Consider the following 14,695-nt stretch of genomic DNA (forward strand, 5'->3'; position numbering starts at 1 on the left):
ACGGTCTGTCCCACGTTCTAGGGACGTGAGCGTCGCTTGCTTCGTTGCTAGGCTCCGGCAGCGGACAGCGCGACCCGATGCGCCGCCCGCACTGGGGGATCATGAACGACTCGATCGACCACCCGGCAATCGTGCGCCTGCGCGCCGAACTGGACGCCGCGTGGAAGGGGATCGGCGCGCTCGCACAGCTGGAGGACGTACCGCGCGACCGCGTGGTCGCAGAGCTGCGGACGGCGGTGCCGGACGTGGCGAGCCGTGCCGCACGCGAGGTCGGCATCGAAGCCGTCGTCGCCGAGATCAACCGGTACGCCGACACCGGGGTCCCCGGTGCGACCGACGTCGTGCCGACCGAGGTGATCTGGTCCGACGTGGTGCGGACGGCGTCGGAGGCGGCCTGCGCGGCACGCTGAGGTGGACCCGGCACAACGCCTGCGCGGCACGCTGAGGTGGACCCGGCACAACGCCTGCGCGGCACGCTGAGCAGACCCGGCACCGCGCGAACGCGACGCGCCTAGTCGTCCTCGCCGAGCAGTTCCCCGCGCACCCGTCGGATGTCCTCGAGCAGCGCCCCGATGAGCACCCAGTGCCGGGAGTTCGGACGCACCACCTCGAGTGGCGCGGTGAGTGCCGGCTCCGAGGCCTCCGCCCACGGCTCGGCGTCCGGTCCGAGCGCAGCAGCGTCCGCCCCACCGGCCCCGGGTGCCGGGTCGAGCCGCGTCGACTCGACCCGCGCACTGAGCGCCCGCACGTCCGCCCCGATCCGCGCCACCTCGGTCGCGATGCCGTGCACCACCGGATCGTCCCGCAGGTCCGGGGCGGTGTTGTCGCGGATCGCCCGGGTCATGCCGGTGACCCGGGTCACCAGGATGCGCAGGTGGTCGGTGACCACCACGTCGCGGTCGAGGATCGTCCGGTGCCGGCCGCTGCGCGGGTTCATCGTCAGGGACTCGCGGGCCGACCCCAGGGACACCTCGGCCTTGGCGTGCTGCTGCCGGAGGGCCCGGGCCGCGACGAGGGCCTCGTCCCACCGAGCGCGGTCCCACCCCTCGGTCAGGCCGATCGCGATCCGCTCGAACGCCACCGCGGTGTCGCGGGCGAGCCGGGCGACGGCGAGGTGCGCCGGCTCGAGCAGGACGGGCGGCACGATGAGCGCGTTCACGACCAGGGCGACGATCGCACCGATCACCGTCTCGAGGATCCGGTCGGCGGAGTAGTTCGGCGTCACGACCCCGGCGGTGAGCACGAGCATCCCGCTGATCCCCACCTGGGTGGCCGACGTCGGGGTGAGCCGGAGCGCCCACGCGATCAGGATCGCGAGCACGATGACGAGCAGCACCACGAACACGCCGTCGCCGAGCAGCAGGTGGAACCCGGTGGCCAGCACGACGCCGATGACGACGCCCGCGCTCCGCTCGAGCCCCTTCACGAACGACTGGTTGATGCTCGGCTGCACCACGAGCAGGGCCGCGATGGCCGCGAAGGTGGGGAACGGCCCCTGGATCACCAGACGGCAGAGGAGCACGGCGGCCACCACCGCGACGGCGGTCTTCACGACCTGCAGGAACGGCGTGCGACTGGAGCTGCGGAGACGCGCGACCGGGTTCACACCGACCACGGTAGCCACCGGCCGCGCGCCGAGCCGTGCACGAACGCGACGAAACCCGTGCGACGCGGTTGACTGATGTCGTGTGGCCCAACCATGAGCGCGTCATCCCGCAGGCCTTCGCCGGCTCCGGGACCTCCGTGGTGGCCGCGCGGGCGCACTCCGTCGAACCGTCGGGCAACGGCTACCTGTACGGCTACGAGGTCGACACACTGGACCGCAACGGCCAACGCGCCACGGTCCTGACCTACGTCGACACCGGCGGCACCCACGACCAGAACAGCGCCATCGTCACGGACCCGGCGACGGGCGAACCGGTGTCGGTCTGGGCGTACCCGAACGATCCAGGCCTGCCGGTGCTGCCGCAGGTCACCTACCGCGACGCCGTCGCCGAGCTGCTGACCACCCTCGGCATGCCCGTCACCGACCCGGTGCTCACCGTCGCCGCGTACCGGCCCGGCAAACGTGCGGTGGTGCGCGTCGACGCCCCCGAGCGCACCCTGTTCCTGAAGATCGTCCGTCCGCACCGGGTCGCGCCGATCGTGCAGTCGCACGAGCAGTTCGTCGCTGCCGGTCTGCCGGTGCCGCGCGTGCTGTCCAGCCGTGGCGACGGCCTGCTCGTGCTCGAGCGCATCCGCGGCGTGCCGGCCGGCAGCCGCATCCTCGACATCGCCGACGACCCGCGCTTCGTGGCGTCGCTCGCGGCGTTGAGCGGCCGCGTCGCCACCGTGCCGATGACCCAGCAGGCCCGTGCCGACGCGATGGACCACGCCGACTGGCACCGTCGGACGCTCATCGCCGCCCTGCCGCGCGACGCCGAGGAGATCGACCGCCTGTACGACGCCATCGGCCGCCGTTCCATCGGTTGGTCGAGCTCGACCAAGCAGGTCGTGCACGGCGACCTGCACCTGGAGCAGGTGTTCGTCGACGAGGACGAGCCGTGGCGCATCTCGGGCCTGCTCGACATCGACACCGCGGGCTGGGGGTTTCCGGTCCGTGACGTCGGAGCCGTCGTCGCCCACCTGGTGGTGACCGGGCTGTGGCACCGGTCCCGAGGCGACGCGGAGCGCGGCGCCGCCGCCGAGCGCCTCGCCGACGCGATCGCCCGCGACTGGGTCGCGCGCAACCCGCGCGAGACCGACCGCATCGGGCCCGCCATCGGCGCGCAGCTGCTCGCCCACGCCGGCGGCCAGGCGACCACCGGTTCCGCCAACGGGATCCAGACCGCCCAGCAGCTCCTCGCCGCGACGCAGGCCGCCCTGGCGGACGCGGCCCCGAGCCTCCCGACCGGCGCATCGACCCGCCCGCGGTCCGCACCGCAGGCCTGACGGCTCGCAGCCCCGTCGCTTCGGCGGTTTGGAGGCGACTGCAGGACGGACGGGAGGCGCGGGTCGGGCCCGCAACGGGCCTCCCGTCCGCCGTCGCGACGCGCGCGGGCAACGCGGCGGTCGCCTCCGTCGGTGGTCCGGGAGTAAACTGAGCGCGCACGCACCGTGTTCCCGCGTGCCGCGTCGATTCCGGACGCAGCCGTCGATCACTTGATCGACGCGGGGACCGGGCCGTGAGCGCCCCGAGGGGGCACCACGTGCGTGTGACGACGCCGGATCCCGGCGCGGACCGTCCGAACCTGCTCCCGGCAGGTGCTCGTGTGGAACGGCTCGCGGGAGTCCACCGGACGTCCCGATGCGGGGACCGGCGATGCGGTGGGCCACGGTGGCCCGCGGCCGAACCGGAGCCGCGCCAGGCCCCGGTGCAGGACTTCCCGCCCCACGGGCGGATCGCCCCGACGTGTGGGCGGAACAGGAGGAGCGTTGGCTCGATCAGGCACCCGGCGTGCTGCCGGCGGGACGCGGACCGCGTCACGTCGCACCAGGCCGCTGGACAACGACGGCGTCATCCCCGTCCTCGCCCGCGCTGTGCGCGAGGTCGAGGCCGCGGCGCAGCGCGGACCACTCAAGGCGTCGAACCGGACGAAGTTCCAGGCGGTCGCCCTGCTGATGCGCGAAGAGCGCGCGCGGGTGAAGGCCGACACGGAGCTCACCGACGCGCAGCGCGCCGAACAGCTCAAGCGGCTCGACGGCGTGGCCACGATCCTGGCGAAGACGGCGGCGCGGGACACCAGCGTCATCCAGCTCCTCGCCGAAGAGGTGCAGGTGCCCGAGGCGACGCGCGCGGTCAAGCGCGACATGATGATCGCCGGTGGCGTCGAGCTCCAGCCGGAGGACCTCGTCATCGCGTCCGAGCCCGCCGCGGTGGTCGAGACCCCGGTGCGTGCCGTCGTGCCGCAGTCCGTCGTCCAGCGCCAGCTCGCGAACCCGTTCATGCCGCCGGACTTCGCCCTCGCCGACCAGCCCGTCGCGCACCCGCGCCGCCTGGCGAACTGGGAACTGTTCGGACCGCTGTTCAAGTCGTTCGAGTACGGCGCGGGCGGGGGAGCGGCGACGATGCCGCTGCCGGAGCCCCCGACGCTGCACTCGCGCTCGGGCACCACGCTCATGAAGCACCAGGCGGAGCTCATCACCGCCGCAGCGCAGGGGCACCGTACCTTCCTGCTCGCCGACGAGCCCGGCCTCGGCAAGACCGCGCAGTCGCTGCTCGCCGCCGACGCCGCGAACGCGTTCCCGCTGCTCGTCGTCGTGCCGAACGTCGTCAAGACGAACTGGGCACGTGAGGCAGAGCGCTGGGTGCCGAACCGCCGCGCCACGGTGATCCACGGGGACGGCAACGACCTCGACGGGTTCGCCGACATCGTCATCGTGAACTACGAGATCCTCGACCGGCACGCCGGGTGGCTCGGCAACTTCGGGTTCAAGGGGATGGTCGTCGACGAGGCGCACTTCATCAAGAACAAGGACTCGCAGCGCGCCCGGTTCGTGCTGCAGATCGCCGAGCGCATCCGGCAGCGCACCGCCACCCCGCTGCTCATGGCGCTGACCGGTACCCCGCTCATCAACTCGGTCGAGGACTTCCGCACCATCTGGGAGTACCTCGGATGGATCGACGACAAGAAGCCGCGCGCCAAGCTCATGAACGAGCTCGAGGAGATCGGCCTGACGCCGGCCGACCCCGGGTTCTTCGTCGAGGCCCGCCGTGCCGTCATCGACCAGGGCATCGTCCGACGCCGCAAGGTCGACGTCGCCGCGGACATCCCCGCACGCCGGATCGCCGACATCCCCGTCGAGCTCGACGGCGACGAGGGCCGCTCCATCCGCGACGCCGAGCGCGAGCTCACCGCGAAGCTGGTCCGCCGGTACCACCAGGCGCTCGACGCCCGCACCGGGCAGGACCCGGTCGTCGGCATCGACCACAAGCTGGTCCGCCAGGTCGCGCGCTGGGAGCTCGAGGACCAGGACGCCTCGTCGACCGGCGAGAACGTGTTCTCGATGGTCCGCCGCATCGGCCGGGCCAAGGCCCAGCTCGCGGCCGACTACGCCGCGCAGCTCGCCTCGAACGTCGGCAAGGTCGTGTTCTTCGCGAAGCACCTCGACGTGATGGACCAGGCGGAAGAGGTGTTCGCCCGTCGTGGGCTGCGCACCGCCACGATCCGCGGCGACCAGACCCCGACGCAGCGCACGGCCGAGATCGACTCGTTCGTGAACGACCCCGACGTCGCCGTCATCGTCTGCTCGCTGACCGCGGCCGGCGTCGGCCTGAACCTGCAGGTGTCGTCGAACGTCGTGCTCGCCGAGCTGTCGTGGACGAGCGCCGAGCAGACCCAGGCGATCGACCGTGTGCACCGCATCGGGCAGGAAGAGCCCGTCACCGCGTGGCGCATCATCGCCGCGCAGACGATCGACACCAAGATCGCCGAGCTCATCGACTCGAAGGCGTCCCTGGCCGCCCGTGCGCTCGACGGCTCGGACGAAGCGGTCGTCGACTCCGGCGACATCCAGCTCGACGCGATGGCCGCGCTGCTGACCGAGGCGCTCGGCGGCTAGCGCAGGCGCGCTCGGCGCTGTCCCGGACGGCAAAACACCGGTGTTCGCACTCTGAACCGCGTCATGCGCGTGTTCGGAGCGTGAACACCGGTGTCTTGCGAGGCGCCGCCGCTCAGATGCGGGACTGCACCTCGGCCAGGGACGGGTTCGTCGCCGTCGTCCCGTCGGGGAACACCAGCGTCGGCACCGTCTGGTTGCCGCCGTTGACCTCGGCGACGAGTTCCGCGGTACCGGGGGTCTGCTCGATGTCGACCTCGGTGAAGGGGACCCCGGCCTTGGACATCTGGTTCTTCAGCCGGGCGCAGTAGCCGCACCACGTGGTGGTGAACATCGTGACGCCGCCGGCTTCGGGCGTGAACTGCTCGCGGGTGATCGTGTCGCTCATCCCTGCAGGCTAACCCCGGGTGCGGGGAATCCGCGCAGTGCCTGGTAGACAAGACCGTGTGAGCCACACGCACCTCGAGATCGAGCGCACCTACGACCTGCCCGAGGGCGGTGCCCTGCCCGACCTCGTCGGCGCGGGCGGCATCCTCCGCACCGAGCACCAGGAGCCGTTCGAACTGGACGCGACCTACTGGGACACCGAGCGGTACGACCTGGTGGCCGCGCGGGTGACGGTCCGCCGTCGCACCGGTGGCCCCGACGCCGGTTGGCACATCAAGCGCTCCGAGTCGGACACGGTCCGCCACGAGCAGCAGTTCCCCCTGACCGACGACGCCGACACGGTGCCCGACGAGGTCCTCGCCGCACTCTTCACCGAGCGTCGCGGCCGCGGGCTGCGTCCGGTCGTCCGGATCACCACCACCCGGACCGTCACCCGACTGCTCGACGAGGACGGCGACCAGATCGCCGAGCTCGCCGACGACCAGGTCACCGCCCAGCGCCTCGACGACGACGCCCCGGAGACCCCGCGCACCTGGCGTGAGGTCGAGGTCGAGACCGTCGACGGCGTCGACCCGCAGATCGCCCACGAGCTGTTCGCGGCCCTCGACGGACGCTTCGCGGCCGTCGGCGCCGGCCCCGCCGCAGTCGCGTCCAAGCTGGCACGCGGGCTGGCAGGAGCACCGGCACCGCGCCTCCAGACCGAGGAGAAGCCGGCCAAGGGCACGACCGCACGCATCCTGGCGAAGCGGGTGCGCAAGCTGCGCATCGCGCTGCTCGGCCAGGAGGCCCGGCTCCGCTCCGGCGACACGGCCGACCTCCGGCAAGCGGCCGACACCACCCTCGAGATCGCCGCGATCCTGGGCGCCTACCGCCCGGCGTTCCGCGACGGCGAGGCCGTCGACCGCGCCGCCGAGGCGGCGGACGGCCTGGCGGGCGTCACCGCCCGTGCGGCGCTGGCCGAGTACCTGATCGACCGGCTGCCGCGGGCGTCGTCGCCGGCGCAGGACGACCTGGTCGACGCGTTGACCCGTGAGCGGATCCTGGCCTCGACCCGTGAGCGTCGCGACCAGGCGGTGCGCGACGTCGTCGCGTTCCTGCACGGCGAGCCGTTCCTCGAGCTGCTCGACGCCCTCGACGACGCAGCCGAGCGTCCGGTGCCGACCGCGTGGTCGCTCCGCTCGCCGAAGCAGGTCGCCCAGGACGTCGGCGCCGACGTGAAGCCGCGCGTGCGCGAGCTCGTCCGGGCCGCCGTGGCCGACGACACCTCGGACACCGCCGCCGAGCGGGAGGCCGCCGACCGGAGCACCACCGAGGCCGCGTGGCAGGAGACGATGCGGGCCCGGATGGCGATGGACGTGCTCGGCGACGACGCGTTCCCGCACGCGCTGTGGAAGCGGATCGGCACCGCCGCCGACGTGCTGACGGAGCGGGTGCGGTCGCTGCACGCCCTCGACATCCTGCGGGCGAACGCGGCGATCGCCGAGCGTGGCGGTGAGGGCACGTTCGGGTACGGGGTGCTCGCGGGGGACCGGGTGCGCCTGGCCGAGGAGTCCTACGACGAGGCGGTGCACGCGCTCAACCGCGTGTGAGCGGAGTGCGCGCGTTGCGTGCGCCGCTGTTCGCTTGGTGAGCAGAAGAGGTCGGGTCCCGCGTTCGGACCCGACCTCTTCTGCTCGCGAAGTGCGCGGCGCTGCTCAGCCCGCGGCGATCGGGGTGGCGGTCGCCGCGGCGGGCGTCTCGTCGGCGAGCCCGAGCACGTCGAGCAGCCAGGCGAGTTCGAACGCCCGCTCCTTCCACGACGCGTACCGACCGCTGACACCACCGTGGCCGGCGGACATCTCGGTCTTCAGCAGCACGGGCGCGCCGACCTCGCGGAGCTTCGCGGTCCACTTCGCGGGCTCGACGTAGAGCACGCGGGTGTCGTTGATCGAGGTCACGGCGAGGATCTGCGGGTACTGGACGTCGTCGCGGACGTTCTCGTACGGGGTGTACTCGCTCATGTAGCGGTAGACCTCGGCGTCGTGCAGCGGGTCGCCCCACTCGTCCCACTCGATGACGGTGAGGGGCAGGTCCGGGTCGAGGATGCTCGTCAGCGCGTCGACGAACGGCACGGCCGCCAGGATGCCGGCGAACCGTTCGGGTGCGAGGTTCGCGACGGCGCCCATCAGGAGCCCACCCGCACTGCCGCCCTCGGCCACGAGCCGGTCGGCGCTCGTCCGGCCGGACTCGATCAGGTGCTCGGCGACCGCGACGAAGTCGGTGAAGGTGTTCTTCTTCGTCAGGGTCTTGCCGTTCTCGTACCAGTGCCGGCCGAGTTCACCGCCACCACGGACGTGCGCGACCGCGAAGACGACACCGCGGTCGAGCATCGACAGGCGCATGACGCTGAAGCCGGGGTCGATCGAGTGTTCGTACGAGCCGTAGCCGTACAGGTGCAGCGGCGACGGCGAGTCCTGGTCGACGGCGTCACGGCGCCAGACGAGCGAGATCGGCACGCGGGTGCCGTCGGCCGCGGTGGCCCAGTCGCGTTCCTGCACGTAGTCGGCCGGGTCGTAGCCACCGAGCACGGGCTGGCGCTTCAGGACGGTGACCTCGCCGGTGGCCAGGTCGAGGTCGCTGACCTCGGAGGGGGTGACGAACGACGTGTACCCGATGCGGAGCGTCGGCTGCTCCCACTCCGGGTTGCCACCGAGCCCCGCCGAGAACAGGGCTTCGTCGAAGGGGACCTCGTGCGCGTCGCCGTAGCCGTCGCCCTCGATCGGGATGATCGCGACGCGGGGGAGCGCCTCGGACCGGTACTCCAGCGCGAGGTGCCCGGCGAAGGCGTCGACCGACTCGATGCGGCGCTCGGTGTGGTGCGCCACGACGACACGGCGGTCACGCTCGGACGTCGGGTCGTCGGCGGGGACGTCGACGAGCTCGAAGTTCTCGGCGCCGTCGTTGTGCAGCACCAGGAACCGGTCGCTGCCACCGACGATGGCGTGCTCGATCTCGTACTCGACGCCCTCGCGGCGGGGCCAGACGACCTGGAACTCACCGGTCGGGTCCGCAGCATCGAGGACGTGCGCCTCGGACGTGATCTTCGAGCCGAGCTCGATGACGATGTACTGCGACGAGCGGGTGACGCCGACGCCGACCCAGTAGCGGTCGTCGGGTTCCTCGAACACCAGGACGTCCTCGGACGCCGCGGTGCCGACGGTGTGCCGCCAGATCTTGTCCGGACGCCAGGACTCGTCGACCGTGGGGTAGAAGACGTAGCGGCCCGCCGGGTCGAACGTGGCGCCGGCCCCGGTGTTCGGGATGGCGTCGCCGAGGTCCGTCCCCGAAGCCAGGTCGCGCACGTGCAGGGTGTACCGCTCGTCGCCCTCGACGTCGATGCCGTACACCAGGCGGGTGCCGTCGTCGCTGATGTCGTAGGTGCCGAGGGAGAAGAACTCGTGGCCGTCGGCCAGGGCGTTGCCGTCCAGCACCACCTGCTCACCGGGCAGGGTCGACTCGCCCTCGACCACGGCGGGCGGCGTCCAGTCGTCAGGGCCGGCGACGGGCACGCGGCAGTGCACGCCGTACTGGCTGCCCTCGGCGGTGCGGGTGAAGTACCACCAGTCGCCCATGCGCACCGGCACCGAGAGGTCGGTCTCCTGCACGCGGCTCTTCACCTCGGCGAAGATGCGGTCCCGCAGCGGCGCGAGGTGCGCGGTCGCGGCGTCGGTGTGGGCGTTCTCGGCTTCGAGGTACGCCAGGGTGTCGGGGGATTCCTTGTCCCGCAGCCACTCGTAGTCGTCGACGAAGTCGATGCCGTGGTGGGTCCGTGTCACGGGCCGCTTGGCGGCGCTGGGCGGGGTGGATGCGGTGTGCTCGTTGCTCACCGTCCCACCCTATTCGCCCGCACCCCCGGTCAGGCCGCGGTCCGCTCGTGGCCGCCCACAGCGGCGTGCACCCGCTGCTCGAACGCCTCGAGCTCGGCGACCACGGCGGGTGCCACCCAGGCGCGGTCACGGCGGCGACGGGTGACCGGACGGAGCACGCCCGCCAGCACCAGGTCGTGCGTGACGCGCTCGACCTGGTCGGCGGTGAGCAGGGTTCCCAGGTGCGCTTCGGTCAGGACGGGGTCGTCGGCGAGCGCACGGCCGACTACGGCGTGCGGGCCCGTGGCGCAGGGACCGGTGGACCGGTCGGCGTCGTGCTCGGCGAGCAGCAGGGCGCCGAGCGTCGCCTCGTCGCAGACCGTCCCGATCGCCAGTGCCAGATCGGCCACGAACCCGGTGACCTGGCCGTCGCGGTACCGCTCCAGGTGCCGGAAGTACCGCGGTCGGTCCGCCGCGAGTGCGGCCGCCACGGGCGCGGTCACCGTCGTCGTGACCCCGCGGCGCCGCAGCACGGCCCCGATCAGCGCCCGCCCGGTCCGACCGTTGCCGTCGGTGAAGGGGTGGATCGACTCGAACTGCGCGTGCGCGATGGCCGCCTGGGCGATCGGGTGCAGGTCCACACGGTGCACGAACGCGAGCAGGTCGGCCATCAGCGGTGCCACGAGCTCCGGCGGCGGTGGGACGTACCGGGCGTCGCGGGGTGTGGCGCCGCCACCGATCCAGTTCTGCACGTCGCGGTACCGGCCTGCGGACCGTCCGTCGACCGGGTCGTCGCGCATCAGCAGACGGTGCGCCTCGAGCAGGGACGACTCCGTGACGATGCCCGAGTCCGCCGCGGAGACCAGGTGCTCGACGGGGCCGCCGGCCCGGACCACCGCGGTGGCACCCGGGTTCGCCCGGATGCCGACGAGCGCGCGCGCCAGGTCGTCGATCGAGGCGGGCTCGTCCTCGATCCGCGACGACGCCACGGCTTCGGTCCGGCCGAGCACGGACCCGAGCGGTGCGAGCCGGGAGCCGTGGTGGACGTCGAGGGTGCGCAGGGCCGTGGCGCTCCGGTCGAGCAGTGCGACGGTGTCGTCGTCGGGTGTCCACCGAGCCCTGGCGATGGACGGGGGCACCGACACCCGCACGGTGGTCACCAGCCGGTCGTCACGGCACCCGCGGACTGCGCTGCGCCAGGGTCGTTCGGCGCTGTGGTGCGTGGGCCAGGTCTCGCTCCGGTGTGCCATCCCGCGACGGTAGGGCCGCCGGGACGTCCGGCGCCAGGAATAGGTATTTCGCCCGCGCGCCCCGCCCGCACGCCCCCGCGTACCGTTGGTGCCATGAGCAACTCCTTCGCGATCACCGGTGCCCACGTCGTCCCCGTCTCCGCCCCCGCCTTCGACGGCGGCGCGGTCATCGTCGAGGACGGCCGGATCACCGCGGTCGGGCCCGACGTCACCCCGCCCGACGGCATGACGGTCATCGACGCCGCGGGTTCGTGGCTCGTCCCCGGGTTCGTCGAGGCGCACGGCCACGTCGGCATCCACGAAGAAGCCAACGGCGAGGCCGGCAACGACACGAACGAGATGACCGCCCCGAACATGGCGGGCGTCCGCGCGATCGACGCGATCGACATCGACGACGAGGGCTTCCGGGACGCGCTCGCCGGCGGGATCACGAGCATCGTCGTCAAGCCCGGCTCGGGCAACCCGATCGGCGGCCAGAGCGTCGCCATCAAGACCTGGGGCGGCCGGACGATCGACGAGCAGCTCATCTCCGACTCGGTGAGCGTGAAGAGCGCCCTCGGCGAGAACCCGAAGCGGGTCTACGGCGGCAAGGGCCAGACCCCCTCCACCCGGCTCGGTGTCGCCAAGATCATCCGTGACGCCTTCGTCGACGCGCAGAACTACAAGGCCGCCCGCGATGCCGCCGCCGCGAAGGACGAGCCGTTCGCCCGCGACCTGACGAAGGAGACGCTCGTCCGGGTGCTCGACGGCGAACTCGTCTGGGACCAGCACACCCACCGCCACGACGACATCGCCACCGCCATCCGCCTGTCCGAGGAGTTCGGCTACCGGCTCGTCGTGAACCACGGCACCGAGGCGCACAAGATCGCCGACGTGCTGGCCGCGAAGGACATCCCGGTCATCTACGGCCCGCTCTTCACCAGCCGCTCGAAGGTCGAACTCCGCGACCGCGGCATCCCGAACCTCGCCACCATCGCGGCGGCCGGGGTCCGGGTCGCCATCACGACGGACGCGCCGGTCGTGCCGATCAACATGCTCGTCGACCAGGCGACCGCCGCCGTGAAGGAGGGCCTGCCCGCCCAGACCGCACTCGAGGCGCTCACGGTCAACCCGGCCGAGTTCCTGGGCTTCGGCGACCGTGTCGGTCGCCTGGCCGAGGGCTACGACGCCGACCTCGTGCTCTGGGACGGCGACCCGCTCGACGCGACCAGCCGCGCGACGCGCGTCTGGATCGACGGCGAGACCGTCTTCGCGTGGGCCGACGGGGCCGGCGTCACCACGCCGCGCTGGTAGCGGCCACGAGACGCCGGCGTCTCGCGTGACGCGGTGGGCTCAGCCACAGGCGGACGGGAGGCCCGTGGCGAGCCCGCCACGGGCCTCCCGTCCGTCAGGTGTCCGGTCGCGAGACGCCGTCGTTTCGGCACGACGCCGTCACACCCGCGAGACGCCGCCCAATTCCGCGGCGTCTCGCGGACACGACGGCGTCTTCCGGGTCGAGCGGTCAGACCGTGCTCAGACCTCGCGCGCCAGCAGGAACTCGTTGATGCGGTCCGTCAGGTCCGCGTCGATCGCGCGGGCGTCGCCGTTCACCGAACGGATCGGCGCCGCCTGCCGCACGCTCGACACGAGCCAGAGCGCGTCCGCGGCTGCCAGATCGGCGAGGGTGACGAGTTCGTAGGCGGTCTCGACGCCCTCCTGCTCAGCGAAGCGGAACACGTCGGCCTGCGTCGTGCCCGCCAGGATCCCGATGTCGGTGCGGGGCGTGACCAGCCGGTCGCCGACCTTCATGATCAGGTTCGCGCGCGTGCCCTCGAGCACGTAGCCGTCGCTCGAGACGAACAGGGCGTCGTCGGCGCCGCGGCGGACCGCCTCGCGCAGGGCGGCCATGTTGACGCCGTACGACAGCGTCTTCGCGCCCTGCAGCAGCCACGGCGAGGTGCGCTCGACGTCGTGCCGGTACCCGCGGTCCAGGACGACGACGGAGATGCCCTCGGTGCGGGCGGTCGTGGAGTCACCCGACGGTGCGGCGTAGACCCAGCCGGTCGGACGGTCGGTGCCCTCGACGCCGCGGGTCAGGACGGTCTTGGCGAAGGCCTCCCGTACCGGGTCGAGGCGCGCGCAGACGGCCTCGATGGCCTGGCGCCACGCCTCGGGGTCGGGGGCGGGCAGGTCGAGCATCGCGGCGGAGCGACCGAAGCGGGCGAGGTGCGCCTCGAGGGCCTGGGGTCGGCCGTCGATCACCGTGATCGTCTCGAACACGCCGTCACCGCGCGTGACGCCGAGGTCCTGCACCTGGACGTGCTCCTCGAGCGGCTTCGCCCACGTGAAGGCGTCGGCCGCGGGGTCGTGCGGCGCGGCGTCGCGGGAGGGCTGGTTGAGGACGGCGAGCACGGTTTCGGTCATGCGTCCATCCAACCGCAGCTCAGCCCGCTTCGGGCAGGGCGCCGAGCAGCTTCCACACGGCGGGCGTCAGCTCGGGGTGCTGCAGCGCGATCCGGCGCAGCCGGTGGTACTCCTCACCCAGCCGGGTGCCCTGCCCGGACGCCGGGTGGCTCGACCACTGCGCGTGCCGCTTGCCGATCGCCTCGTCCAGGTCGACGGCGTCCGCGCGCAGGATCAGCACGACCTGCTCGTCGACGGTCGGGAGCGTCGGCATGAACTCCCACGGGTCCTCGCCCTGACGGCTCCGGTGCTCGACGAGCATCGAGATCTCCTCGGCAGCCTCGGCGCGCAGCACTTCGAGGCTGCGCCCGGTCCTGCGGGGCTCAGCCATGGTGCCCCCGCAGCACGCCTGCCATGGGAAGAGCGTACGACACTCCATCGGTCACACTGGACGCGTGAGCCTTCGCGACGAGAGCAAGTCCCAGCATCCCCGGGTGGTGGTCGTGTACCTGCTGCGCGACGGCCAGGCAGGGCCCGAGGTGCTGCTGGGGGAGAAGCGCCGCGGCCTCGGCACCGGCCGTCTGGTCGGCCCCGGCGGCAAGCGCGAGTCCGGCGAGACGGCGGTCGAGACCGCCGTGCGCGAGGTGCGTGAAGAGGTCGGCCTGCGGCTCGACGCGGTCGACCTGGAGGCCCGTGGCACGTTGGACTACCGGTTCCCGTACCGACCGTCCTGGTCCCAGGTCTCGGACGTCTTCGTCTGCCGCCGCTGGCAGGGAGACCCGTCGGGCTCGGACGAACTGGAGCCGCGGTGGATCCCGGTCGACGCCGTGCCCTACGACGCGATGTGGGACGACGCCCGGTACTGGTTGCCGGGGGTGCTCGCTGGCGGCAACGTCCGGGCGCGGTTCACGTTCGCCGAGGACGACGCGACGGTGTCCGGGTTCACCGGCACGGGTGTGGCCTAGTTCTTCCGCTGGGGCGGGTCTCGCTCAGGGCGTCTGCTGGGTGCGCGTGCTGCCGGTCCGGGCCTCTTCGGCCGCGGCCATGACGTCGGCGTCGCCGCTCCGGCCGCCCAGGGGGCGCACGAAGAAGTCGATGACACCGACGACGATCGCACCGATCATCGAGAACATCGCCCACCCGACGAACAGCCCGGCGGTGCCGCGCCCGTCGGCTGGGGCGAGCAGGACGCTCGCGGCGTAGAAGCCCAGCGTCAGCACGAGGAACACGACGACGACGCTGACGAGGACGCGGTGCCAGGTGATTCGGGGGTTCATGCCCCTCAGGATACGC

13 protein-coding genes are annotated in these 14,695 nt (G+C 72.5%); 6 read left to right on the forward strand and 7 right to left on the reverse strand.

Features of this window, described 5'->3' with window-relative positions; translation table 11 throughout:
* Window positions 1-77: 77 nt before the first annotated feature.
* On the forward strand, window positions 78-410 hold the full coding sequence (locus MXD64_RS05535) for a hypothetical protein (protein WP_071252316.1): 333 nt from the start codon (window positions 78-80) through the stop codon (window positions 408-410).
* 101 nt (window positions 411-511) lie between these two features.
* On the opposite strand, the gene MXD64_RS05540 is transcribed toward MXD64_RS05535, so the two are convergent.
* Window positions 512-1,606, reverse strand: coding sequence for an FUSC family protein (locus MXD64_RS05540; RefSeq protein ID WP_263137230.1), 1,095 nt, complete (start codon window positions 1,604-1,606; stop codon window positions 512-514).
* Window positions 1,607-1,686: 80 nt separating this feature from the next.
* Here MXD64_RS05540 and MXD64_RS05545 point away from each other — a divergent pair, with 80 nt between their 5' ends.
* Together MXD64_RS05545 and MXD64_RS05550 are read left to right on the forward strand one after the other, a co-directional pair.
* The gene (locus MXD64_RS05545) at window positions 1,687-2,931 is read left to right on the forward strand and encodes a phosphotransferase enzyme family protein (RefSeq protein ID WP_017885959.1); all 1,245 of its coding nucleotides are present in this window, start codon (window positions 1,687-1,689) and stop codon (window positions 2,929-2,931) included.
* A gap of 483 nt (window positions 2,932-3,414) precedes the next feature.
* Entirely contained in the window at window positions 3,415-5,541 is a 2,127-nt protein-coding gene (locus MXD64_RS05550) for a DEAD/DEAH box helicase (protein ID WP_042538474.1), read from the forward strand.
* Window positions 5,542-5,653: 112 nt separating this feature from the next.
* Here MXD64_RS05550 and MXD64_RS05555 read toward each other — a convergent pair whose 3' ends face one another.
* On the reverse strand, window positions 5,654-5,926 hold the full coding sequence (locus MXD64_RS05555; RefSeq protein WP_027464730.1) for a mycoredoxin: 273 nt from the start codon (window positions 5,924-5,926) through the stop codon (window positions 5,654-5,656).
* Window positions 5,927-5,984: 58 nt separating this feature from the next.
* Between MXD64_RS05555 and MXD64_RS05560 the strand changes: the two genes are divergently transcribed.
* A complete protein-coding gene (locus tag MXD64_RS05560) occupies window positions 5,985-7,514 on the forward strand; it encodes a CYTH domain-containing protein (protein ID WP_214584629.1) in 1,530 nt (509 codons plus the stop codon).
* 105 nt (window positions 7,515-7,619) lie between these two features.
* Here MXD64_RS05560 and MXD64_RS05565 read toward each other — a convergent pair whose 3' ends face one another.
* Together MXD64_RS05565 and MXD64_RS05570 are read right to left on the reverse strand one after the other, a co-directional pair.
* Window positions 7,620-9,791: a S9 family peptidase gene (locus tag MXD64_RS05565; RefSeq protein WP_194590174.1), complete on the reverse strand. Its 2,172-nt coding sequence runs from the start codon at window positions 9,789-9,791 to the stop codon at window positions 7,620-7,622.
* 29 nt (window positions 9,792-9,820) lie between these two features.
* Complete coding sequence (locus MXD64_RS05570) at window positions 9,821-11,020, reverse strand: Fic family protein (protein WP_259552107.1); 1,200 nt, start codon at window positions 11,018-11,020, stop codon at window positions 9,821-9,823.
* 93 nt (window positions 11,021-11,113) lie between these two features.
* Here MXD64_RS05570 and MXD64_RS05575 point away from each other — a divergent pair, with 93 nt between their 5' ends.
* Entirely contained in the window at window positions 11,114-12,313 is a 1,200-nt protein-coding gene (locus tag MXD64_RS05575; RefSeq protein ID WP_017885953.1) for an amidohydrolase, read from the forward strand.
* A gap of 219 nt (window positions 12,314-12,532) precedes the next feature.
* Here MXD64_RS05575 and MXD64_RS05580 read toward each other — a convergent pair whose 3' ends face one another.
* Window positions 12,533-13,423: an aminodeoxychorismate lyase gene (locus tag MXD64_RS05580; RefSeq protein ID WP_259552109.1), complete on the reverse strand. Its 891-nt coding sequence runs from the start codon at window positions 13,421-13,423 to the stop codon at window positions 12,533-12,535.
* A 19-nt stretch (window positions 13,424-13,442) separates the two neighbouring features.
* Window positions 13,443-13,793: a tryptophan synthase subunit alpha gene (locus MXD64_RS05585; protein ID WP_027464736.1), complete on the reverse strand. Its 351-nt coding sequence runs from the start codon at window positions 13,791-13,793 to the stop codon at window positions 13,443-13,445.
* 64 nt (window positions 13,794-13,857) lie between these two features.
* Between MXD64_RS05585 and MXD64_RS05590 the strand changes: the two genes are divergently transcribed.
* The gene (locus MXD64_RS05590) at window positions 13,858-14,367 is read left to right on the forward strand and encodes an 8-oxo-dGTP diphosphatase (protein WP_259552110.1); all 510 of its coding nucleotides are present in this window, start codon (window positions 13,858-13,860) and stop codon (window positions 14,365-14,367) included.
* Window positions 14,368-14,391: 24 nt separating this feature from the next.
* Here MXD64_RS05590 and MXD64_RS05595 read toward each other — a convergent pair whose 3' ends face one another.
* On the reverse strand, window positions 14,392-14,679 hold the full coding sequence (locus MXD64_RS05595; RefSeq protein ID WP_259552112.1) for a hypothetical protein: 288 nt from the start codon (window positions 14,677-14,679) through the stop codon (window positions 14,392-14,394).
* Window positions 14,680-14,695 lie beyond the last annotated feature (16 nt).

It is taken from the genome of Curtobacterium sp. Arg-1, from assembly GCF_025643395.1.
GTDB lineage: Bacteria > Actinomycetota > Actinomycetes > Actinomycetales > Microbacteriaceae > Curtobacterium > Curtobacterium poinsettiae.